This is a genomic window from Pantoea allii (assembly GCF_046529425.1).
Lineage (GTDB): Bacteria > Pseudomonadota > Gammaproteobacteria > Enterobacterales > Enterobacteriaceae > Pantoea > Pantoea allii.
Genome location: NZ_CP125958.1, coordinates 917,673 through 940,224 on the forward strand (window position 1 = coordinate 917,673; position 22,552 = coordinate 940,224).

The 22,552-nt window shown below is 52.9% G+C and carries 23 protein-coding genes and 1 pseudogene; 8 read left to right on the top strand and 16 right to left on the bottom strand.

Features of this window, described 5'->3' with window-relative positions:
- The first annotated feature begins 261 nt into the window (after positions 1-261).
- The 4 genes from melR to QNH99_RS04530 all read left to right on the top strand — a co-directional run bounded on the left by melR (position 262) and on the right by QNH99_RS04530 (position 3,197).
- Positions 262-1,194 carry a transcriptional regulator MelR gene (gene melR / locus QNH99_RS04515; protein WP_063881250.1) on the top strand — a complete coding sequence of 311 codons (933 nt, stop codon included), beginning with the start codon at positions 262-264 and terminating at the stop codon, positions 1,192-1,194.
- Positions 1,195-1,392: 198 nt separating this feature from the next.
- Positions 1,393-2,112 (top strand): tRNA (guanosine(46)-N7)-methyltransferase TrmB, encoded by a 720-nt coding sequence (trmB, locus tag QNH99_RS04520; RefSeq protein ID WP_063880847.1) that lies wholly within the window; start codon positions 1,393-1,395, stop codon positions 2,110-2,112.
- A complete protein-coding gene (locus QNH99_RS04525; RefSeq protein ID WP_410517352.1) occupies positions 2,112-2,438 on the top strand; it encodes a YggL family protein in 327 nt (108 codons plus the stop codon). Before trmB ends, QNH99_RS04525 begins: the two co-directional genes overlap by 1 nt.
- A gap of 42 nt (positions 2,439-2,480) precedes the next feature.
- Complete coding sequence (locus QNH99_RS04530) at positions 2,481-3,197, top strand: DUF2884 domain-containing protein (protein ID WP_063880845.1); 717 nt, start codon at positions 2,481-2,483, stop codon at positions 3,195-3,197.
- Between the two features lie 193 nt (positions 3,198-3,390).
- Here the strand turns inward: QNH99_RS04530 and QNH99_RS04535 are convergent, their stop codons facing one another.
- The 3 genes from QNH99_RS04535 to QNH99_RS04545 are packed head-to-tail and all read right to left on the bottom strand — an operon-like array spanning position 3,391 to position 5,568.
- Complete coding sequence (locus QNH99_RS04535; protein ID WP_410517353.1) at positions 3,391-4,767, bottom strand: PTS ascorbate transporter subunit IIC; 1,377 nt, start codon at positions 4,765-4,767, stop codon at positions 3,391-3,393.
- Between the two features lie 44 nt (positions 4,768-4,811).
- Positions 4,812-5,081, bottom strand: a complete 270-nt coding sequence (locus QNH99_RS04540; protein WP_096011794.1) for a PTS sugar transporter subunit IIB — start codon at positions 5,079-5,081, stop codon at positions 4,812-4,814.
- 25 nt (positions 5,082-5,106) lie between these two features.
- The gene (locus QNH99_RS04545) at positions 5,107-5,568 is read right to left on the bottom strand and encodes a PTS sugar transporter subunit IIA (protein WP_063880842.1); all 462 of its coding nucleotides are present in this window, start codon (positions 5,566-5,568) and stop codon (positions 5,107-5,109) included.
- 465 nt (positions 5,569-6,033) lie between these two features.
- Here QNH99_RS04545 and QNH99_RS04550 point away from each other — a divergent pair, with 465 nt between their 5' ends.
- A complete protein-coding gene (locus tag QNH99_RS04550) occupies positions 6,034-6,768 on the top strand; it encodes a GntR family transcriptional regulator (RefSeq protein WP_063881249.1) in 735 nt (244 codons plus the stop codon).
- Positions 6,769-6,831: 63 nt separating this feature from the next.
- Here the strand turns inward: QNH99_RS04550 and hemW are convergent, their stop codons facing one another.
- The 4 genes from hemW to QNH99_RS04570 are packed head-to-tail and all read right to left on the bottom strand — an operon-like array spanning position 6,832 to position 9,853.
- Complete coding sequence (gene hemW / locus QNH99_RS04555) at positions 6,832-7,971, bottom strand: radical SAM family heme chaperone HemW (protein ID WP_063880841.1); 1,140 nt, start codon at positions 7,969-7,971, stop codon at positions 6,832-6,834.
- Positions 7,964-8,557: an XTP/dITP diphosphatase gene (locus QNH99_RS04560; protein ID WP_063880840.1), complete on the bottom strand. Its 594-nt coding sequence runs from the start codon at positions 8,555-8,557 to the stop codon at positions 7,964-7,966. The genes hemW and QNH99_RS04560 overlap by 8 nt, the downstream gene beginning before the upstream one ends.
- A 21-nt stretch (positions 8,558-8,578) precedes the next feature.
- A complete protein-coding gene (locus QNH99_RS04565; RefSeq protein ID WP_063880839.1) occupies positions 8,579-9,133 on the bottom strand; it encodes a YggT family protein in 555 nt (184 codons plus the stop codon).
- A gap of 12 nt (positions 9,134-9,145) precedes the next feature.
- Positions 9,146-9,853 carry a YggS family pyridoxal phosphate-dependent enzyme gene (locus tag QNH99_RS04570; RefSeq protein WP_063880838.1) on the bottom strand — a complete coding sequence of 236 codons (708 nt, stop codon included), beginning with the start codon at positions 9,851-9,853 and terminating at the stop codon, positions 9,146-9,148.
- Positions 9,854-9,868: 15 nt separating this feature from the next.
- On the opposite strand from QNH99_RS04570, the gene QNH99_RS04575 reads away from it, so the two are divergent.
- Positions 9,869-10,864 carry a type IV pilus twitching motility protein PilT gene (locus QNH99_RS04575; protein ID WP_410517354.1) on the top strand — a complete coding sequence of 332 codons (996 nt, stop codon included), beginning with the start codon at positions 9,869-9,871 and terminating at the stop codon, positions 10,862-10,864.
- Here the strand turns inward: QNH99_RS04575 and ruvX are convergent.
- The 9 genes and pseudogenes from ruvX to metK form a co-directional block, all read right to left on the bottom strand.
- On the bottom strand, positions 10,861-11,277 hold the full coding sequence (ruvX, locus tag QNH99_RS04580) for a Holliday junction resolvase RuvX (protein WP_063880836.1): 417 nt from the start codon (positions 11,275-11,277) through the stop codon (positions 10,861-10,863). The genes QNH99_RS04575 and ruvX overlap by 4 nt on opposite strands.
- Positions 11,277-11,840 (bottom strand): YqgE/AlgH family protein, encoded by a 564-nt coding sequence (locus QNH99_RS04585; protein ID WP_063880835.1) that lies wholly within the window; start codon positions 11,838-11,840, stop codon positions 11,277-11,279. The genes ruvX and QNH99_RS04585 overlap by 1 nt, the downstream gene beginning before the upstream one ends.
- 85 nt (positions 11,841-11,925) lie before the next feature.
- Positions 11,926-12,870, bottom strand: a complete 945-nt coding sequence (gshB, locus tag QNH99_RS04590; protein WP_063880834.1) for a glutathione synthase — start codon at positions 12,868-12,870, stop codon at positions 11,926-11,928.
- A gap of 115 nt (positions 12,871-12,985) precedes the next feature.
- Positions 12,986-13,717, bottom strand: coding sequence for a 16S rRNA (uracil(1498)-N(3))-methyltransferase (gene rsmE, locus QNH99_RS04595; protein WP_410517355.1), 732 nt, complete (start codon positions 13,715-13,717; stop codon positions 12,986-12,988).
- A 73-nt stretch (positions 13,718-13,790) separates the two neighbouring features.
- Positions 13,791-14,498 carry a deoxyribonuclease I gene (gene endA / locus QNH99_RS04600; RefSeq protein ID WP_096011788.1) on the bottom strand — a complete coding sequence of 236 codons (708 nt, stop codon included), beginning with the start codon at positions 14,496-14,498 and terminating at the stop codon, positions 13,791-13,793.
- Between the two features lie 75 nt (positions 14,499-14,573).
- Positions 14,574-15,086, bottom strand: a complete 513-nt coding sequence (locus QNH99_RS04605) for a SprT family zinc-dependent metalloprotease (RefSeq protein WP_410517356.1) — start codon at positions 15,084-15,086, stop codon at positions 14,574-14,576.
- Between the two features lie 91 nt (positions 15,087-15,177).
- A pseudogene (locus QNH99_RS04610) lies at positions 15,178-15,492 on the bottom strand (methyl-accepting chemotaxis protein); the annotation flags it as partial.
- Positions 15,493-15,704: 212 nt separating this feature from the next.
- Complete coding sequence (locus QNH99_RS04615) at positions 15,705-17,096, bottom strand: sugar porter family MFS transporter (protein WP_063880830.1); 1,392 nt, start codon at positions 17,094-17,096, stop codon at positions 15,705-15,707.
- Positions 17,097-17,535: 439 nt separating this feature from the next.
- Positions 17,536-18,687, bottom strand: coding sequence for a methionine adenosyltransferase (metK, locus tag QNH99_RS04620; RefSeq protein ID WP_283349954.1), 1,152 nt, complete (start codon positions 18,685-18,687; stop codon positions 17,536-17,538).
- Positions 18,688-19,490: 803 nt separating this feature from the next.
- Between metK and speA the strand changes: the two genes are divergently transcribed.
- The gene (gene speA, locus QNH99_RS04625; RefSeq protein ID WP_074181035.1) at positions 19,491-21,470 is read left to right on the top strand and encodes a biosynthetic arginine decarboxylase; all 1,980 of its coding nucleotides are present in this window, start codon (positions 19,491-19,493) and stop codon (positions 21,468-21,470) included.
- A 159-nt stretch (positions 21,471-21,629) separates the two neighbouring features.
- Positions 21,630-22,550 carry an agmatinase gene (speB, locus tag QNH99_RS04630; protein ID WP_063880828.1) on the top strand — a complete coding sequence of 307 codons (921 nt, stop codon included), beginning with the start codon at positions 21,630-21,632 and terminating at the stop codon, positions 22,548-22,550.
- Positions 22,551-22,552 lie beyond the last annotated feature (2 nt).

Consider the following 22,552-nt stretch of genomic DNA (forward strand, 5'->3'; position numbering starts at 1 on the left):
CTCCATTGCAAGGTTGGATAACGTCATAGTGTCACGCCGTAACTAACGAAACTTCCTTCTAACCGGGGGAGCATTCCCAAAAGCTCAGATCTGCCCGCCGCCAGCATCGGATCTGAGTTTTTGGGATAAATTTGCCTGGAAAGAAGAGTATCTGGCCTGAAAAGCAGAGAATTATTAACGCGAACCGCCCATTTTTGGCCTCTGCTACTGGCCTGAGCCCTTCAGATATGGCAGGGTTCTGATAATTCAGGAGAGGGAATGATGATGATGCAGCCTGGCGTACCGCTTCCACCCGACCCGCATATGTGTAGCAGCGATGAAAAGCAGACCCGCAGTCCGCTGTCGCTCTATTCTGAATACCAGCGCATGGATATCGAACTGCGTCCGCCGCTGGCCATGACCACCAGCCACTGGCACGGTCAGGTTGAGGTGAATGTCCCGTTTGACGGTGACGTGGAGTACCTGATCAATAATGAAGTCGTCCAGATTAAACAGGGTTACATCACGCTGTTTTGGGCCTGTACACCGCATCAGCTTACGCGTCCCGGCAACTGCCAGAACATGGCTATCCTTAACCTGCCGATGCATCTGTTTTTGTCCTGGCCGCTCGACAGAGAGTTAATCAATCATGTTACTCACGGCATGGTGATTAAGTCAGTGGCAAAGCAGCAGCTCAGTGTGTTTGAAGTGCAGCGCTGGCAGCAGGAACTCAACAGCCCCGACGAACAGATCCGCCAGCTTGCCGTCGATGAAATTGGCCTGATGCTTAAACGCTTTAGTTTGTCGGGATGGCAGCCGGTAGGGGTGAACAAAACCTCTCGCACGCATAAAAACAGTGTGTCGCGTCATGCCCAGTTTTATGTCAGTCAGATGCTGGAATTTATTGCGGATAACTACGATCAGGCTTTGACCATCAATGACGTAGCCGAACACGTTAAGCTCAATGCCAATTATGCGATGGGCATTTTTCAGCGCGTTATGCAGCTCACGTTAAAACAGTACATTACCGCCATGCGCATCAACCATGTCAGAGCGTTATTGAGCGACACCGATATCACCGTGCTTGATGTGGCGTTGACGGCCGGATTCCGATCCAGCAGCCGCTTCTACAGTACATTTGCTAAATATGTCGGCATGTCTCCACAGCAGTATCGTAAGCTGAGCCAGCAGCGGCGGCAGACGATGGCTTTATAAGCTGTTTTTCGCGTGATGCGTCGAGATCCTGACAGGGTGATCTCAACAAGGAAATTTCTGCGGTTTACTCTACACTCAGGCAGGAAATCGCGCTTCAGGGCACCCAGGAATAAAGCAGAACGTGGCAAAGGCTTGCTTCTGCTTTTGAACTTTGCATAATGCCCGTTTCCCAGAACAGGCAAACCAGCAGGCTTCTACATGATTAATGATGTCATCACCCCGGAATATGATGAAAATGGACGCCCGTTGCGTCGGATTCGTAGTTTTGTGCGCCGTCAGGGCCGCTTAACCAAAGGCCAGCAGCTGGCGCTGGATAATTACTGGCCGGAGATGGGTGTTGAATATCAGCCTGATCCCATTGATTTGCCTGTGCTGTTTGGTCGTGATGCGCCGGTGACCCTGGAAATTGGCTTTGGTATGGGCGCCTCGCTGGTGACCATGGCGCAAAATACGCCACATCAAAACTTCCTGGGGATTGAAGTGCACGCGCCGGGCGTGGGGGCCTGTCTGGCTTCTGCAAAAGAAGCGGAGGTCAGCAATCTGCGGGTTATGTGTCATGATGCTGTTGAAGTGCTGGAAAAAATGATTCCTGATAACTCACTGCGCATGGTTCAGCTTTTCTTCCCGGACCCGTGGCATAAAGCCCGTCACAATAAACGCCGCATTGTGCAGGTGCCCTTTGCCGAACTGGTGATGCGTAAACTTAAGCTGGGTGGCGTGTTCCATATGGCGACCGACTGGGAAGCCTATGCAGAACATATGCTTGAGGTCATGAGCAGCATTGCAGGTTATCAAAACCTGTCTGAAGACAGCACGTATGTGCCGCGTCCGGAAACGCGTCCACTGACAAAATTTGAGCAGCGCGGGCAGCGTTTAGGCCATGGCGTATGGGATTTAATGTTTGAGAGGGTGAAATAATGGCCACACAACGCAGCCGCCGTTTACGTAAAAAATTACATATTGATGAATTTCAGGAACTGGGCTTTTCTGTAGCCTGGCGTTTTCCTGAAGGCACCGCTGAAAGTGACATCGACGAAACCCTGAATCAGTTCATCAATGAAGCGATCGCGCCTAATGGTCTGGCTTTCGATGGTAGCGGTTATCTGGCATGGGAAGGGCTGATTTGCCTGGAGCAAACCGGTAAATGCACCGATGAACATCGTGAGCTGGTACGCAAGTGGCTTGAAGACCGCAAGCTGCAGGATGTGAAAGTGACCGAACTCTTTGACGTCTGGTGGGACTAAGTTACCAGCAGTGTCGCTTTCACACCCACACAGGGAGATTGTATGATTCGTAACGCGCTGGTCGCCGGTCTTTTACTGGCAGCAACGCAGGCCCAGGCCGCCTGGGAGTGCAGTGTCAAACCACAGGATGATGTTGTTATTACGCCACAAAACGTGCAGGTGGTGGGTGAAAACGGCAACATGCAGATCTCAACGCTGGGTGATGTGCAGTTCAACGGTCAGAAGATGACGATGAATGCGGCTAACCGTCAGAAGGCGATTGATTATCAAAATGCCTTACGTCGCGATCTTCCCTGGATCGATAACGGTGCCACATCACGTCTGGAGAAAGGGCGTGCTGCGCTGGATAATATCATCACCCAGCAAGTCGGGGAATCCAGCCGGTTACATGAGCGGCTGGCAACGCTGAATACCCAGTTAAAAACCCAGATGAACCGCATTATTGAGCATCGCAGTGATGGTTTAACCTTCCATCATCAGGCGATCGATCAGGTTCGTGCCGATGGTCAGCAACTGGTTAATCAGGCGATGGGCGGTATTCTGCAGGACAGCATCAATGAGATGGGCAGCAAAGCCATGTCCAACGGTGGCGGCAGCGGTTTGCAGGGGTTGATGGGGAATCTTGGCGGCCTGCAAAACGCCATTCAGAGCGAGTGGAATAATCAGGAAGCCGACTTCCAGCAGTTTGGAAAAGCGGTCTGTAACCGGGTTATTGCTCTGGAGAAAGACCGGAAAACACTGGTCAGTTCGCTGAAGTAATGCTTCACAGAGGGCCTGCTCCGGCAGGTCGTCTGCCCTTCACCGTGCGGTTCATTGAGCCAGTGGTCGCCCGTTCTCAGGGTCTGCGCGCCCTGGCGATGAAGACGTCCGTGGTCAGGCGTCATCAAGGTTGCGCCCTTCCTGAATCCGTTGCAAAACAAAAGGGGCTGAATTCATCAGCCCCTGGCAGGATTTAGTCGTTGTTAACCTCTTTAGCGACCGTTTTGTTGCTGGCAACGTAGTTATAAATAACCAGCAGGGCAAAAATTCCCGTGATCACCATGGTGATCGTTCCCTTATCAAGGAACCTGGCCATATTACCCAGCAGTATCCCCGTAACGCCAAAATCGGTGTCCGAGAAGGTGGTGTTGGTCAGGCCGATGGCACCCAGCACAGGTAATAAGGCGACCGGCAGGAAGGTAATCAGAATACCGTGCGAAAAGGCCCCTAACATTGCCCCGCGTTTACCGCCGGTTGCATTACCAAATACGCCTGCCGTTGCGCCGCAGAAAAAGTGCGGTACGACACCTGGCAGGATTAATATCCAGTGCAGCTGTCCAAGAATAAACAGCCCCACCAGTCCGCCGACAAAGCTGGAAATAAAGCCAACCAGAACGGCATTAGGCGCATAAGGGAAAACGATAGGGCAGTCCAGTGCCGGACGCGCGTTGGGCACCAGCTTCTCTGAAAACCCGGTAAATGCCGGCACAATTTCCGCCAGAATTAAACGCACGCCCTGAAGGATAATAAAGACACCCGCAGCGAAGGTAATAGCCTGCACAAACGAGTACACCAGATAGTTTTGTCCGTGGCTGAACTGACTCTCCACATATTCCCTGCCCGCTGAGACGGACAAAATAAAATAGATGATCATCATCGTCAGGGAAATCGAGATGGTGCTGTCACGCAAAAAACTCAGGTTTTTTGGCATGTTCATCTCTTCAGTGGATTTTGAACCTTTGCCCACCAGAGAACCTATCCAGCCTGACAGGACATAACCCACCGTGCCGGTATGCGCCAGTGCAACCTGATCGTGCCCAATGATTTTACGCATATAGGGCTGAGCCAGTGCCGGGAAAAAAGCCATTAACATTCCCAGCGTCAGCGAGCCGGTATAAATAAGCTGCACGCCTTCAAATCCGGCCACCGACAGGATAATGGCAATCATACAGGCCATATAAAAGGTGACATGACCAGAGAGGTAGATATATTTCAGGCGGGTAAAACGGGCAACGGTGATATTTGCCACCATGCCAAACGCCATGATAAGCGTCGTGGGCGCGCCATACTTCGCCAGGGCGATAGACACCATCGCCTCATTATTTGGAATAATTCCCTGAACGTTAAATGCGTGCTTAAAAATATCCCCCAGCGGCGTTAGTGAACCAACCAACACCGTGGCACCGCCTGCCAGTACTAAAAAACCCAGGATGGTTTTTACCGTGCCTTTTATCACATCCGGCAGCGGTTTGCGTTGCGCGATCAGACCGAACATCGCCACCAGTCCGACCAGAATAGAGGGGACTTTCAGCACGTCGACAACTACCAGTAAAAGGTTTTGTATAAACATAATAACCTCAGCGGTAAGTGTTCTTTTATAAGTGGGTGACAGGATTATTTATTGAAGTACTCGCGAATTTTTTGCTCAACTTCTTTCAGGTCGATAATGTTATTAATGATGATGACTTTTTCCGGCGGCAGGTTAGCGCTGTAGGCGATGTCTTTTGCCATAACAAACACATCCGCCACGTCCGGTGTCACTGAGCCGAGATCGGAATGCTCAACGTCCGCCGTGACATCAATCGCTTTAAGCACTTTTTTGATGTTCATTTCCATCATGAAGCTGCTTCCCAGGCCTGAACCACACACTGCCATAATTTTCATAAAAACCTCTTTGAAGTTGAATAGGTTAATTGGACATGTCGTTTGCTAACAGCACCGCGCACAACGCGTGTTGGCTTTGTGCCTGGTACACGCGTTCCATGATGGCGTCGTCAGTCAAGACTTCAGCCAGCTGCGAGATCATCTCGATGTGGCTGTTGCTGTCAGGGGCGGAGAACATGAAAAGAATGTCGACAGGATCGTTTTCCCCCGCATCAAAGGTGACCGGGTTTGCAAGCTTCACCACGGAGAGCCCCAGCTTCATTGCGCCTTGCTCAGGGCGGGCATGCGGCATGGCAATGCGCGGCGCGATAACGAAGTAGGGGCCGGTTTCCTCTTTAAGGCGGATAATCGTGTCGATGTAATCCTGTGAAATCGCACCTTCTCTGAGCAGGGGATCGCCAGTGACCTGAATCGCGGCTTTCCAGTCAGAAACGCGTTCAAGATAGTGAATTTTGTCGGCATTCAGCCATTGGGTCAGATTCGCCATACGTTATCCTGGATAAAAAGTTATGCAAAAAAGTCAGGATGCAGGATCGCCGCATTCATCAAGCTGTACAGTCAGCTTTCTTTGTTTCTTCACGCTGTCATCCCTTTTCCGTTTTATCCAGCAAAACGGCTGGCAGCAGGATGAAAAAGAAAATAAATATAAACCATTATAAATTATGGTTTTTATTTTGACTGCACGCATCAGTTTTGAACATCCGCTGTTGCAAAAAACGTTTCTTACGTATAGACATGTTAAACCTGTCTAGTCATCTTGATGATGCACCTCGACCTGTACAGATACAATATGCAAGAATCATTTCTGGCTGGACGAAGGGAATTTGAGTGCAAAATCGTTAGCTGGATCACATCTGGGTCCTTTCTTACTGGCACGTCGTGACGGAAATCGGGCGTAAAGGCGTTGCTGTAGCGCACCGCAGGCACGGGCACACTATTCGGGAACATGCTGATGTTCGATGGCATTACAGAGAAGCAAAAAGAGGTTGTCGACTATATTCTGACGAAGATTATGCAGGATGGCCTTCTGCCGGGCGATAAGCTGGACACAGAAATTGCCATAGCAAAGAACATTGGCATTACCCGGGCAACGGTGCGGGAAGCCACCCGAATCCTTATTGAGCAACAGCGCATTTATCGGGTAAAAGGTTCTGGTCTGTTCGTCGGCTCAATCGGCAAGAGTAATCATTCTGGCCGGTTTCATGCGCTTTCGCCGTTTGATTATCAGGCGCACAAAAAAGGACACAAAGCGGTCAGGAAGGTGCTCACTGCCAGCATTATCAAAGTGCCCGGGCCCGATATGGCGCAGGCTTTACGCATCAAGAACAGCGACCAGATATACAAAATCGTTCGTCTGATGTGCTTTGATGACATTCCTGTCGCGCTGGAATATATCCATCTGCCCGTCAGCCTGTTTAACAGCATGGAGTTTGGGCGACTGGAAATCTCAAAATATTCGTACATTGAACAGATCACCGGCAAGAAAATTCAGCGTCGTGATCAGCAACTGAATGCCATCAACGTTACCGACGGTGAGCAGCTCAGGCTGCTGAATTTTAATGCGAATGATGCGGCGCTGGAGATCAACGAAACCGTCTATCTGGATGATGGTATGCCCTGTGAGGTTAACATCGCCATTATTAACACGAGGCTGTTACAGCTAAGGCAGAATACCGAGCGCGGTTGAACGGCGGTGTAAACGGCCCGGTTACGCTAACCTGTGGCGTCAGGCTTCCGGGCCGGGAATGCGTTACGCTTCCGCTAAAAACAGCTCCAGCAACGTGTTCAGGAACAGTTTGCCTTTCTCTGTAATTTGCCAATATTCCGGCGTTTCGGTGATGTAGCCTGCGGCAAGCGCCTGGTCGATCTGCGGGCGAACCCACGTTTCATCCAGCCCGGTATAGCGGCTAAAGTCAGCACGCGGCGCGGGCTCCAGCAGACGAAAACGGTTCATAAAGAACTCAAACGGCTTATCACTGTCCACAACGTCGTACTGCTTGTCGAGATAGTTTCCCTTCATAAAGCCACGCGGATGACGCACTTTTATCGTGCGGACAATGCGGCCATCGGGCTGGGTCAGTTTGCCGTGGGCACCACAGCCAATGCCGAGATAGTCACCAAACCGCCAGTAGTTCAGGTTATGTTCACAGCGGTAGCCCGGCCTGGCATAGGCCGAGGTTTCGTATTGCTGATAACCGGCGGCGGTCAGCAGCTGATGACCCTGCTCGAAGATATCCCACAGGGCGTCATCATCCGGCAGTGTGGGCGGGCGAGAGGCAAATAAGGTATTCGGCTCAATGGTCAGCTGATACCAGGAAAGATGCGGTGGATTGAGCGCAATCGCCTGGCGTAAATCGTCCAGCGCCTCCGTCAGTGACTGATCGGGAAGGCCATGCATCAGGTCAAGGTTGAAGCTGCGTAAGCCTAATCCCTGAGCCAGTTCGGCGGCGCGTTTCGCTTCGTCTGGTCCGTGGATACGGCCCAGTCGTTCCAGCTTCTGCGGACTGAAGCTCTGTACGCCAATGGAGATGCGGTTAATGCCGGCGCGTTGATAAGCGCTGAAGCGGTCAGCTTCTACCGTGCCCGGGTTCGCTTCCATCGTGACTTCCGCATCTGCCGTCAGCGTCAGGCGCTCGCGCACACCATCCATCAACATCTGCATGGCGCTGCTGCTTAACAGGCTTGGCGTGCCGCCGCCGATAAACACCGTGCGAACCTCGCGACCCTGAATCAGCGGCAGATCGTTTTCAAGATCGCGCAGCAGGTGCTGCACATATTCAACGTGCGGCACCTCATCCTTTAAGGCGTGAGAATTAAAATCACAGTAAGGGCATTTCTGTACACACCAGGGAATGTGGATGTACAAACTCAGAGGCGGTAAATCAGGCATTACGCATCGCTTCCAGTAACAGCGTCAATGCTTTACCACGATGAGAGACTTTTCCTTTCTCTGCTTTAGTCAGTTCGGCGGCGGTTTTACCCAATGCCGGAACATAGAACACGGGATCGTAACCAAACCCACCGTTACCGGCTGCCGTCCGGGTAATTTCCCCGTCCCAGCTACCGTGGAACACCAGCGGCGTGGGATCAGAAGCATGACGTAAATAGACCAGCACGCAGTGGAACTGTGCCTGACGTTGCCCGTCGGGCGTATTTTCCAGCGCCTGAAGCAGTTTTTCCAGGTTCTGCTGGTCGCTGGCCTCTTCACCGGCATAGCGGGCAGAATAAATCCCGGGCGCGCCACCCAGCGCATTTACGGCCAGCCCGGAGTCGTCTGCAAGAGCAGGAAGCCCGGTAAGCTGCGCGGCATGACGCGCTTTCAGGATGGCGTTTTCGATAAAGGTCAGGCCGGTTTCCTCGGCGGATTCCACGCCGAGTTCGGTTTGCGCCACGATATCCAGACCAAAGGCGGCGAGCAGATCCGCCAGTTCACGTACTTTGCCGGGATTACCGGTGGCAAGAACAACTTTTTGCATAACAGTTCCAGTTTGATTCATTTACAGCAAATACCAGAGACCCGGGAACAGATCCATGCCAAGGAAATTCAGGGCATACAGCACCAGAATCACAATCATGGCTGAGAAGTCGATGCCGCCCATGGCAGGGAGAATGCGGCGAATCGGCGCCATTAATGGCTCGGTCAGTTGGATCAGCACGAAGTCCATCGCACCGCGGCCCTGGCTGATCCAGCTCATCAGGGAGCGAATGATAATCACCCAGAACACCAAATAGCCGGCAGATTTCAGCAACGACAGCAGCCCAACCAGCAAATTGGTGGGATCGACAGAGAACACGCCGACCTGGATGAGCAGCAGAAGCGGGTATTTAAGCGTTGTCAGTACAAAGGCTAACAACAGAGATGCCGTATCGATCGGACCCAGTGCAGGCAGGATACGACGTAAGGGTTTCACAATCGGCTGAGTAATCTTCACCACAAACTGGGCAAGCGGATTATAAAAATCACAACGTGACCACTGCATCCAGATGCGCAGCAGCAGCACCATGACGTAGAGATCGATTATCGTTTTTACTAAAAACGTCATTGTTAACATGAAGTTCCTCAATTATTGTTGTGAAGGTTGTGTGTAATCACGCGCGCCAAATATAGCGGTGCCAATGCGCACCAGAGTACTGCCAGCGGCGATGGCCGCCTCCATGTCATCGCTCATCCCCAGTGAAAGGGTGTCAACATCACTATATTGCTGTTTTAGCTGGTGAAATGCATCAGCCATTTGCTGGCATACCGCCAGCTGTCGCTGATAATCCTGTTCGGGTGCCGGAATCGCCATCAGCCCGCGCAACCGCAAACGCGGCATGGCGGTAATCTCCTGAGCCAGTTCGGCAACCGCATCCAGCATGATGCCAGATTTGCTGTTTTCGTCACTGATATTTACCTGAATTAAGACATTGAGCGGCGGCAGATGTTCAGGCCGCTGATCGTTGAGCCGCTGGGCGATCTTCTGGCGATCGACGGTGTGGCACCAGGCAAAATGTTCGGCTACCAGTCGGCTTTTATTGGACTGCAGGGGACCAATGAAATGCCATATCAATCCAGGATGTGAGGCCAGGGACTGAATTTTTTCAACCCCTTCCTGAACGTAATTCTCACCAAAATCAATCTGACCCGCCGCTGCCGCTTCTTCGACCGCGCTCGCAGGCTTCGTTTTGCTTACTGCAAGTAACGTAATTTCTTCTGGTGCCCGGCCGCAACGGGTTGCAGCAGCAGCGATTCGCTGACGGACTTGCTGTAGGTTGTGCTGGATTGAAGTCATAGTCTGGAGATCAAAATGGATTTGGATGAAATAGTGGCGCTTAGTGTAAAGCATAACGCCGCCGATCTGCACCTTTGTAACGGACATTTGCCGTACTGGCGCCGTCAGGGCCGGCTTGAAACGCTTCCCGACCAGCCTGTCCTGCCTGCTGACTGGATGGCGCGGTTTACCTCGGCATGGCTGGACACTGAACAGCAGGCGCAGCTGAAGCAAGAAGGGCAGCTGGATTTTGCGTTAACCCTGGTGAGTGGACAACGCCTCCGCGCCAATCTGTTTAGGCAGCGTAACGGGCTGTCACTGGCGTTGCGTATTATTGCCAGCCACTGTCCCACGCTGGCAGCGTTGCGCCTGCCGGAGGTGGTGCCGACCTTACTGAATAAACAGGACGGGCTGATTTTGATTACCGGCGCAACCGGCAGTGGTAAATCGACCACGCTGGCGGCTATGGTCGATGCCATCAACCGGCTGCAGGCGCGTCATATTCTGACGCTGGAAGATCCGATTGAGTTTATTCATCACAGCCAGCAATCCCTGATTCAACAGCGCGAAGTCGGGTTGCATTGCCGGTCGTTTAGTCTGGGCCTGAAAGCGGCTTTACGGGAAGATCCTGACGTGATTATGCTGGGTGAACTACGCGACAGTGACACCATTCGTCAGGCACTGACCGCCGCAGAAACCGGACATCTGGTGCTGGCAACCTTGCATACGCGCGGCGCGGTTCAGGCGGTGGACAGGCTGGTGGATGTGTTTCCTGCAGATGAAAAGAATCTGATACGCACGCAACTGGCGGGCAGCCTGAAAGCGGTAATCGCGCAGCAGCTGGTTTCTGCCATCGATGAGAAAAGAGTCGGGCTGTTTGAGGTGCTGATTACGACCAGTGCGGTCATCAACCTGATTCGGGAAGGCAAAATGCACCAGATTCCTGCCATTTTGCAAACCGGCGCGCAGGCCGGAATGCAAACGTTTGAGCAGAGCCGTCTGGCCCGTCAGGCCGAAGGCGTTATTGCTTAATGGGTTTCAAACCAGTCCTGCAGGATAATTGCCGCTGACTGTGAATCCACTGATCCTTTGTTCAGTGCACGATAACCGCCCCGTTCAAACAGATCGGCTCGCGCTTCGACGGTGCTGAGGCGCTCATCCTGCAGCTCCACGCGAATGCCGAAACGACCATGCAGGCGGTTAGCAAACTTGCGGGCGCGCGCGGTCAAAGGCTGTTCAGTGCCGTCCATATTTAACGGTAATCCCACCACCACAAAATCAGGCTGCCACTCTTTGAGCAGTTTTTCGATTTGCAGCCAGTCAGGCGTGCCATCCTGCGCCTTGAGCGCACTCAACGGGCGGGCATTGCCCGTCAGCTGTTGTCCCACCGCGACGCCGATGCTTTTGGTGCCGAAGTCAAAACCTAACAACGTTTGTGTATTCATCAGGCGTGACCTGCATCGCTGGCCATATTGTGAATATCAACGCCAATGCTGCGTGCGGCTTCACGCCAGCGCTCAGAGATCGGCGTCTGAAACAGGATGTTGCTGTTAGCCGGTGTGGTCAGCCAGGCGTTTTCCATCAGTTCGTTTTCAAGCTGGTCTTTTTCCCAGGCACAATAACCCAGCGCGACCAGCACATGATCGGGCTGTGAGGCCGTGCCAATCGCTTCCAGAACGTCGCGTGAGGTAGTAATCACGGTGTTGTCTGAGACGCGAATGCTGGAGGTAAAGGTTCGCTGTGCCGAATGCAGAATAAAGCCGCGATCTTCTGCCAGCGGACCACCGCTGAACACCGGTTTATCAAGATTGATTGCCGGGTCGCGGTTTTCTTCGGCGATCTTGAGCTTTTTCAGAATGCCGTCAACCGTCAGGTTTTCCATCGGCTTATTGATAATCAGCCCCATTGCCCCTTCTTCGTTATGCTCGCAAATGTAGACCACAGAACGTTTGAAAAAGGGATCTTGCAACGATGGCATGGCAATTAAAAAGTGATGCTGTAAATTCATTCTCACATGCTTTACCAAAGATAACCGGTGCGTGACATCTGCACCGGTGTTGGGTTGATCACGGAGCATGGCCCCAGCGTTATGCTCAGCCCAGGCGCTTCTCGATGGCGTCCATCAGCATACCGGTGATGGAGACAGGGAACGCGGCCTCGATTTCACGAATGCATGTCGGGCTGGTCACGTTAACTTCAGTCAGTCTATCACCAATAATGTCGAGCCCGACAAAAATCAGGCCTTTGGCCTTCAGGGCAGGGCCGACACGGCGGGCAATTTCCCAGTCGCTTTCGCTCAGCGGGCGAGCTTCGCCGCGTCCGCCAGCCGCCAGGTTACCGCGGGTTTCTCCCCCCTGCGGAATACGCGCCAGGCAATAGGGAACCGGTTCGCCATCGACCACCAGAACGCGCTTATCACCGTCTTTGATCGCCGGCAGGTAATTTTGCGCCATGCAGTAACGGCTTTCATGTTCAGTCAGGGTTTCTGCGATAACACCGAAATTCGGGTCGTCCTGCTTCACGCGGAAAATGGACGCGCCGCCCATGCCGTCCAGCGGCTTCATAATGACATCGCCATGCTCCTGCCAGAACGCCCGCAGCTGTTGCTTAGAGCGGGTGACCAGCGTATCTGGCGTGAATTCTGCGAACCAGGCGGTATACAGTTTTTCGTTACAATCGCGCAGGCTTTGCGGCTTGTTAACGATCAGCGTGCCCTGTTCTTCTGCGCGCTCCAGGATATAGGTGCAGTAGATAAATTCGGTGTCGAATGGCGGATCTTTTCGCATCAACACGACGTTCAGATCAGCCAGTTTAATCACCTGCTCGCTGCCAAACTGATACCAGCTTTCGGCATTCTGTTCCACGCTGAGCAGGCGAGTGCGGGCGAAAGCCACGCCACCGCGCAGGGAGAGATCGTTCATCTCCATGTAGTGAATTTCGTAACCACGGCGCTGTGCTTCCAGCAGCATTGCAAAGCTGGAGTCTTTCTTAATGTTGATGGATGAGATCGGGTCCATCACGATGCCAAGCTTGATCATTATTATCTCCTGAAGGAGGCGGGGATTACCGTCTCGTTCCGTTCGGGCGAAAAGGGGCTGAACAGTCAGGACGCGGTTTGTGCTGTGCGCGACCCGATGAAGCTAAAAGTATCGCTTAACCCAGGTCACCAAACCTCACCTGAAGTGCCGTGATGGCGGTCAGTGCTGTGGTTTCGGTGCGTAAAACCCGTGGGCCAAGCAGAATATCGGTAAAACCATGCTGCGCCGTCATGGCAATTTCATCTGTTGACAGCCCACCTTCCGGACCAATCAACAGGCGGATACGTTCTACCGGCTGGGGCAACGTATTGATGCTGTGGCTGGCGCGCGGATGCAGATTTAGTTTTAACCCACTTTCTGCTTCACTGCACCAGGCTTCCAGCGTCATGGCCGGGCGGATTTCAGGTATCCGGTTACGACCACACTGTTCGCAGGCGGCAATGGCAATTTTTTGCCACTGTTGAATTTTTTTTGCCAGACGTTCGGCATCCAGTTTGACACCACAGCGTTCAGAAAACAGCGGTGTAATGACATTTACACCCAGTTCGATCGATTTCTGAATAGTAAATTCCATTTTTTCGCCACGAGACATCACCTGACCGAGATGCAGATAAAGCGGTGATTCGCGATCGTCTTCCTGGCTTGCCGTGATGGATACTTTTACACGTTTTTTATCAACATGCGTGATTTCTGCTGCGAAAGTCAGATTACTGCCATCAAACAGTTCTACATGCTGCCCACTGGTCATACGGAGCACGCGACCAACATGGCTGGCGGCGTCGTCGTCCAGCGTAATTTCACTGCCAACGTGAACAGGCTGTGCGTGATAAATGCGAGGTATGCGCATAAGGTCCCTGAGAGCTAAACGCCGCGGGATTAACGCGGCGGGGCGGTGAAACCGTTAGTTTAGGGCAGGGATTTTAACGCTTGCAAGCCTCGAGCACATAAGGATTATGATTCCCCTGTACACGCGCGATGCGCTGGTCGCGCTCACATTCCCATTTGCTCACCGGATAGAGCTTGTCCCAGGCCGTGAATAACTGGGTTTGTTGACGCGACAGGCGCAGATGATACTGGTCACGCATGTAGAAGTAAGTGCGGGCGATTGCGCCGCGAGCCCGCTCTGGCGGCTGCGCCTGCTTGTTTTTAAAATCAATTTGCATGGTGCACTGACCGTACTGCTTTTCAGTGCCGTTCCACTGGCTGTAAGCGTAGTTGCCGCGGTCACCATTCACCTCACCGATGGCCGGCTGCAGATTGTGCAGGTCGGTTTCGATACGGCGGTAGTCGGCATCTTTACTGCAATTTTTGCGGCCGCCATTCTGCCAGCACTGACGTTGATGACCGAACTCCCAGGCAGGCATCACATGTTCCCACTCAATACGCGCGGCGCGGTTGGCATTTTTGCGCGGCTGATAACCACAACTGTTCAGGTCAGGCTCGCCCTTTTTGCCGTGCCAGCTAATCTTACAGCCACAATAAAAGCTGCCTGGCGCATCCTGGTTAATCTCTGCGGCGAAGGCTTTGGCCTGCTGAAAATTATTTTGATGATAGTTATTGAGGTTAAGGGCCTGGCTGTTAAAAGATGCCAGTAACAGCGCCGTGGTTATGATTAATTTGCGAGACATATTCCAGTTTTACCCCTGATCCTTAAAAGGGCGGCAGGGTACCAGAATGCAGGCGCAGGCGGAATGAGAATCCGTTCAGGTGAGGGGAGACACGTCGGCTTTCAACAGGCTACCGCAATGCACGCAGCGGTACTCGCTTTCGCCTCGGAGCACGCGGTTATGGCGACGCACGGTAAGCTGGTGCTGCTGACACTGGCAGCGATAAGCAAAAGTGCGGCTGCGCACCGACTCGACTTCAAACTGATGGGTGCGCCGTGCCGGCACGCCCAGAACGCTCTCCATCATCCATTTCCACTCTTTGCCATGGGGCGCGACGCGGCCAAAGGTTTTCCACACCAGCAAATGGGCCAGCTCATGGGGAACAACTTCTTCAATAAAGACCTGCTGATTTTCCATCAGCAGGACGGGATTGAGGCGAATTTCCCATTTTTCCAGCCAGGCCGTGCCGGCGGCGGTGCCACGCTGCTGATAAACCAGCGTTGGCTCAGGATAATGGCGTTCAAGCTTTTCATTGGCCCGCTCAAGCGCGCTACGCAGGGCGCGCATAACGGCTTGTTGCAGGGCAATGGGAAGGCGGGCTGTTTTCATGGCGCTCAGCATAAGCGGCGCAGGCGAGGAACTCAACAGCAATACACCGCCTGCAAAAAAGGTATGCTGGCCGACCGGCACCACCCGCTTTTTAATGAAACTGCTTAACCGTCTGCGCCAGTTGCCGGGCCTGGTCCTCAAGAGAACTCGACGCAGCTGACATCTGCTGAACCAGCGCGGCATTCTGCTGCGTGGTCCCATCCATTTCGTTGACGGCGATGGTCACTTGCGCAATGCCGCGAGCCTGCTCATCGGAGGCGGCAACGATTTCACCGATGATATGCTGCACGGATGAAACGGCAGTCGTCATCTCATGCATGGTTTTGCCCGCATCGTTGACCAGTACGACACCATTTTCGACCCGCACGGCGGACGCTTCAATCAGGGCGGAGATATCTTTCACGGCGCGAATCTGCGCCATACTGGCGGCAGTCTGTTCCGGGGCCGCGGGCATCTTTGAAAGAAAAATGAAGCAGCGACGGTGACTACGGGCGAATAGCCATGGCTGGACAATAATAAGGCGGGGGATTTTTCGAGAGAGAACGCCGGTAAAACGCCAGCAAAAAAGCCAGTCAGTGTTCACTGACTGGCTTTGATATACACATGAAAAGCGGAGGCTTACTGACCGATGTCGCGCAGCTTTTTACCTGCCATCAGGTTACGTTCAATGTGCTCCAGCGAAACGTTTTTGGTTTCGGGAATTAACATAACCGTCAGTACGATGAAGAAGACGTTCAGCAGACCGTAAACCCAGAAGGTCGGTGCATTGCCCAGCGTATTCAGCATGGTCAGGAAGGTTGCGCCGACAATCATGTTGGCGATCCAGTTGGTGGTCGTTGACACGGTGATACCGAAATCGCGTCCTTTCAGCGGCTGAATTTCAGAACACAGAACCCAGATCAACGGACCGGCTGACATGGCAAAGCCCACGATAAACATCAGCAGCATGCCAATCGCGAAATACTGCGCGCCTGACGAATGAATGCCCATATGCAGCATGGTGCCAAGAACGCCCATACCGGCCGCCATCACCAGGAAGCCCAGAATCAAGGTAGGCTTACGGCCCCAGCGATCCACCAGACCGATAGCAATAAAGGTTGCCAGTACGTTAACCAGGCCGACAATCACCGTTCCCCACATCTGTTGGGTTGTATTTGAGAAACCTGCAATCTCAAAAATTTTCGGTGCGTAATACATGATGACGTTCATGCCGGTAAACTGTTGCATAACCTGCAGCAGAATGCCCAGGTACACCGCACGACGGAAGTGGCTGCTACTGGTAAATAATCCCCAGCCTGACTGTTTGATCTTCAGGCTTTCGCGGATTTCATCCAGCTCGCGCTTTGCCTGCTCACTGGTATCACGCAGGCGATCCAGTACGCGTTGCGCATCGCGGAAGTTGCCTTTCGCCGCCAGCCAGCGTGGGCTGTTAGGCAGGAAGAACACGCCAACCAGCAACAGCAGGGCAGGAATAGTGATAACGCCCAGCATCCAGCGCCAGTTACCTGTAAAGCTGAACGCCGTATCGGAAAGATAAGCACCCAGAATACCGATGGTGATCATCAACTGGTACAGCGAGATCATGCTGCCGCGGATTTTTTCAGGGGCAATCTCTGAAAGATAAAGCGGCGCGGTGTAAGAGGCGATACCTACCGCCAGACCCAACAGCACACGTGCGCTGATCAGCATTTCAGGGTTCGGTGCCATGGCTGACCAGAGTGAGCCAATAACAAACAGAATCGCACCGGCCATCAGGCTTTTCTTACGGCCCAGACGGGATGACATCCAGCCGCTGCCGATGGCACCGATCGCTGCACCAAACATCATGGAGCTGACAATCCATTCCTGTTGATGGGCAGTGACGTTAAAGTCCTTCGCGATAAAGGGCAGAGCACCGGCAATAACGCCGATATCCAACCCAAACAGCAGGCCTGCGAGGGCTGCCAGAAAGCAGACAAATAAGGTCATTGCCTTATTTGAGGTTCTGCTTTTATGTGAATTGCCAGGCATGGTTGCCTCCAAAATTATCCATCATTGTTGTTATCGATGTTAAAAAACCTTAACTGAGCAAAAAGTGAGCCCGATCACATTGATGTAATCGCTTACACTTGCTGAAACCCTGAAATCCAGCATTTACAACCCAGAAAGGTCAAGTAACCAGTGAGGTATAGCACCCTCGAAGTTTCTGACAATGTCCTGTTTAACGCCTATCAGATGACGCTGAAAATAACGCATTTTCAGAAGAATAACTACGGCGATAAATTCCTAAATAGCCGATATATAAAGCGTTTCAAATTGTAAGCGTTAACACATCAGCAGCGTACAAGCCGAAAGAAAGTGTAGTTGAGTTAAAAAAATGTGCAGAAGGAAAAAACGCCATGAAAAGGAAGCAGAACAGGCAAAAAAAAGCCCCGCCAGATGGCGGGGCTTTTCAGTGATGCGTCAGCCCTTACAGGCCCGCAGCCTCACGCAGCTGGGCAGCTTTGTCGGTTTTTTCCCAAGGGAAATGCTCGCGACCGAAGTGGCCGTAGGCAGCGGTTTCTTTATAGATAGGATGCAGCAGGTCCAGCATCTGAATCAGGCCGTAAGGGCGCAGGTCAAAGAACTCGCGCACCAGCAGGGTCAGCTGTTCAGTAGACACTTTTTCTGTGCCAAAGGTTTCGACCATGATAGAGGTCGGCTCAGCGACGCCAATCGCATAGGAAACCTGAATCTCACAGCGATCGGCCAGGCCCGCGGCCACGATGTTTTTGGCAACATAGCGGGCGGCATAGGCGGCTGAACGGTCAACTTTAGACGGATCTTTACCAGAAAATGCGCCGCCACCGTGACGGGCCATCCCGCCGTAAGTATCGACAATGATTTTACGACCGGTCAGGCCGCAGTCACCCATCGGGCCACCGATAACAAAGCGGCCAGTCGGGTTGATGTGATATTTAGTGGATGCATTCAGCCACTCGGCAGGCAGGACAGGCTTGATGATTTCTTCCATCACCGCTTCCTGCAACGCTTTCTGTGAGATGTCTTCGCTGTGCTGGGTTGACAGCACCACGGCATCAATCCCAACAATTTTACCGTCGTCGTACTGGAAGGTCACCTGGCTTTTAGCATCCGGGCGCAGCCATGACAGCGTGCCGTTCTTACGCACTTCAGCCTGGCGCTGAACCAGACGGTGCGCATAGGTCACCGGTGCGGGCATCAGAACATCAGTTTCGTTTGTGGCATAGCCAAACATCAGGCCCTGGTCACCCGCGCCTTGCTCCAGCGGATCGCTACGGTCAACGCCCTGGTTGATATCCTGAGACTGTTTGCCAATTGCGCTTAACACTGCGCAAGAGTTGGCATCAAAGCCCATATCGGAATGAACATAGCCGATTTCACGAACGGTATTACGGGTGATTTCTTCGATATCGACCCAGGCACTGGTGGTGATTTCGCCGCCAACCAGCACCATACCGGTTTTCACGTAAGTTTCGCAGGCCACACGCGCTTTCGGATCCTGTTCCAGGATGGCATCAAGCACGGCATCAGAAATCTGGTCGGCGATTTTATCAGGATGTCCTTCGGATACGGACTCGGATGTAAAAAGATGTTTAGCCATTATGTTCTTTACCTTACCAATGGTTTGAATTCGACTGCATAGCGCAAGTGAGTATTAGCTGACTTAACGCCCCTTAAGGCAAAGCCGTGAGCAGTCAGGTAGTGTCAGCATGCAGGCCAACACCGCCTGGATATTAACCTGTTTAGATGGAAAACCATCTGGACGTCTATTCTAGGTTACGGGGTGAGCGAATTACCAGCCCTTTTTGAGGTTACGCTGTTAACTTTATGCTGCGCAGTGGATAATTCTGTTTATGGCGGAGGCATTAAGCAAATAATCTCTTTGCATTTTTTGTGCGCAAAATGTATAAAACGCCGCTGCGTTCTCAGCAGAAAAAAAGGATGACGTGCTAGCGCGTCGCGCCTGTCAGACAACTGTCTGGCTTTCACCCTGATGCTTTTCCACATGTCTTTGACCTGTGCGGAGGTGATACGAGTTATGAGCCTTATGTTCCCACTCCTGGGTTCTTCGCGTGCTGGCGTTGCGCCGGCGTTATCCTGTTTCCCACCTTTATTTCTCTTCTGCCGACATTTTATTGGTTTCGGTAATTATCCCGACACAAGCGCTGGCTAACCTCTGACGCGATAGCGGTTTATATCGCCCAGGCTGCGAGCGTCGTCAATTATTCGCGACCCTTTTGCACCTGACATGGCTGAGTGTTTTACACTTAGGTATTCAACGATGCATCGTGCGGGTTCGCGACGCAGACAGAGCATGACGTAATATGTGGCAACGAATTTTCAGACTTCCGACCTTTGAGTCGGTTTACATTATTATCTTTCAACGGAAAATTGAGGTTCGCGATGTCTGACGGCATGAAGAATATCAAGGGTTCGTCAGCTGGCGAACAAGGTGCACTCCGCTCAATGCAGGAGGTGGCGATGAACGATCAAGACGCCAGCCTGATGCTGCGAACGTATAACATTGCCTGGTGGGGCAACAACTACTATGACGTCAATGAACTGGGTCATATTAGCGTCTGCCCGGACCCGGATCGCCCGGATGTACGCGTCGATCTGGCTAAGCTGGTCAAGGAGCGAGAGGCACAAGGCCAACGCCTGCCCGCACTGTTCTGTTTCCCCCAGATTCTTCAACACCGCCTGCGCTCCATTAACGGGGCATTTAAACGTGCGCGTGAGTCTTACGGCTATACCGGTGATTACTTCCTGGTTTATCCCATCAAAGTTAACCAGCACAAGCGCGTGATTGAATCTCTGATTAACTCCGGCGAACCGCTGGGCCTGGAAGCCGGTTCAAAAGCCGAACTGATGGCGGTGCTGGCCCATGCCGGGCAGACCCGTTCAGTGATTGTGTGTAATGGTTACAAAGATCGTGAATATATTCGTCTGGCGTTGATTGGCGAGAAGATTGGTCACAAGGTTTATCTGGTACTTGAGAAGATGACCGAAGTGCGCATGGTGCTGGAAGAAGCGGAACGCCTGAACGTGGTGCCACGTCTGGGTATTCGCGCCCGTCTTGCTTCACAAGGCTCCGGTAAATGGCAGTCGAGCGGTGGTGAGAAATCCAAATTTGGTCTGTCTGCCACCCAGGTCCTTAAGCTGGTCGACATCATGCGTGAAGCCGGTCGGATGGACAGCCTGCAGCTTCTGCATTTCCATTTGGGATCGCAGATGTCTAACATCCGCGATATCGCCACCGGCGTACGTGAGTCAGCACGCTTTTATGTTGAGCTGGCGAAACTGGGCGTCAACATTAAGTGCTTTGACGTCGGCGGTGGTCTGGGCGTTGACTATGAAGGTACCCGTTCGCAGTCCGACTGTTCGGTTAACTATGGGCTGAATGAATATGCCAACAATGTGATCTGGGGAATTGGCGCGGCCTGTGACGAGCATGGTCTTGAGCACCCAACGGTTATCACCGAATCCGGTCGTGCAGTCACGGCGCACCACACGGTGCTGGTGTCTAACATCATCGGCGTTGAGCGTAACGAATTCAGTAAGCCAGAAGCGCCAGATATTGAAGACGCGCCTCGTCCTATCCTGAGCATGTGGGAAACCTGGCAGGAGATGCACGAGCCGAACACCCGCCGCTCCCTGCGTGAATGGCTTCATGACAGCCAGATGGACCTGTTTGATATCCATACGGGTTACTCATCGGGCACTTACAGCCTGAAGCAACGCGCGTGGGCAGAGCAACTCTATCTGAGCATCTGTCACTATATTCAGCAGCATCTTGATCCCAGCAACCGTGCACACCGTCCTATTATCGACGAGCTGCAGGAACGTATGGCGGACAAGATCTACGTTAACTTCTCGCTGTTCCAGTCAATGCCGGATGCGTGGGGCATTGATCAACTGTTCCCTGTGCTTCCGCTGGAAGGCTTGAATAAAAAGCCGGAACGTCGCGCCGTGTTGCTGGATATCACCTGTGACTCAGACGGCACCATCGATCACTACGTGGATGGTGATGGGATTGCGACAACCATGCCGATGCCGGAGTACGACGTGGACAATCCACCGATGCTCGGCTTCTTTATGGTGGGCGCTTATCAGGAAATCCTGGGCAATATGCACAACCTGTTTGGTGACACCGAAGCGGTTGACGTGTTCGCGTTCCAGAATGGGGAAGTGGAAGTCCAGCTGTCGGATGAAGGCGATACCGTAGCCGATATGCTGCAGTATGTTCAGCTTGATCCAAACGAACTGATGACGCTGTTCCGTAAGCAAATTCAGACCTCTGAACTGGATGACGAACTGCGCGAGCAGTTCCTGCAAGAGTTTGAAAGTGGTCTGTATGGTTACACCTATTTAGAAGACGAATAAAGCCCCGCGAAGCGCTTGCAGCTTGCCGGGACATTGTTGATAATCGGCAGCAACTCATCCCTTCCTCGTCGGGCCTAACGACGCGGGAGGGATTTTTTTTATCTCAACCTTCATGGTGCGCGGGCCAGACCCGACTCAAGCACAGACAGAGGACGACTTATGTACAATACCCTTGGCAATCAGTACGACAATTCACTGGTTTCTAATGCCTTTGGTTTTATGCGTTTCCCGGTAAATTTCCAGCCTTACGACAGCGATGCAGAGTGGGTGATCACCGGCGTGCCCTTTGATGCGGCCACCTCGGGCCGTCCGGGCAGCCGTCTTGGCCCAGGCGCTATCCGTCAGATCTCGACCAATCTCGCCTGGGAAGGTTGCCGCTGGCCGTGGGAGTTTGACCTGCGTCAGCGTCTGAACGTGGTGGACTGTGGCGATCTGGTTTATGCCTTTGGCGATTCACAGGATCTGTCTGACAAGCTGCAGGCCCATGCAGAGAAACTGCTGGCCAACGGCAAACGTATGATGACCTTCGGTGGCGATCACTACGTCACGCTGCCGCTGCTGCGCGCGCACGCGAAGCACTTCGGTAAAATGGCGTTGGTGCACTTTGACGCGCATACCGATACCTACTCTAATGGCCCAACGTTTGACCATGGCACCATGTTCTTTACCGCACCGAAGGAAGGGCTGATCGATCCTCAGCACTCGGTGCAGATTGGTATTCGTACCGAGTTCGACAAGAGCCTGGGCTTTAACGTGCTGGATGCCGCTCAGGTCAACGACCGTAGCGTGGACGATATTCTGGCTGAAATTAAACGCACCGTTGGCGATCTGCCGGTCTATCTGACATTTGATATCGACTGTCTGGACCCCGCACATGCACCGGGCACCGGTACGCCGGTCATTGGCGGTTTGACCACTGATAAAGCGACCAAGCTGATTCGGGGTTTACAGGGTATGAATATCGTGGGGATGGATCTGGTGGAAGTTGCACCGGGTTACGATCACGCCGATCTGACGGCTCTTGCCGCGGCCACCCTGGCGCTGGACATGTTGCACGTCCAGGCTGCCAACAAGGGCTGAGG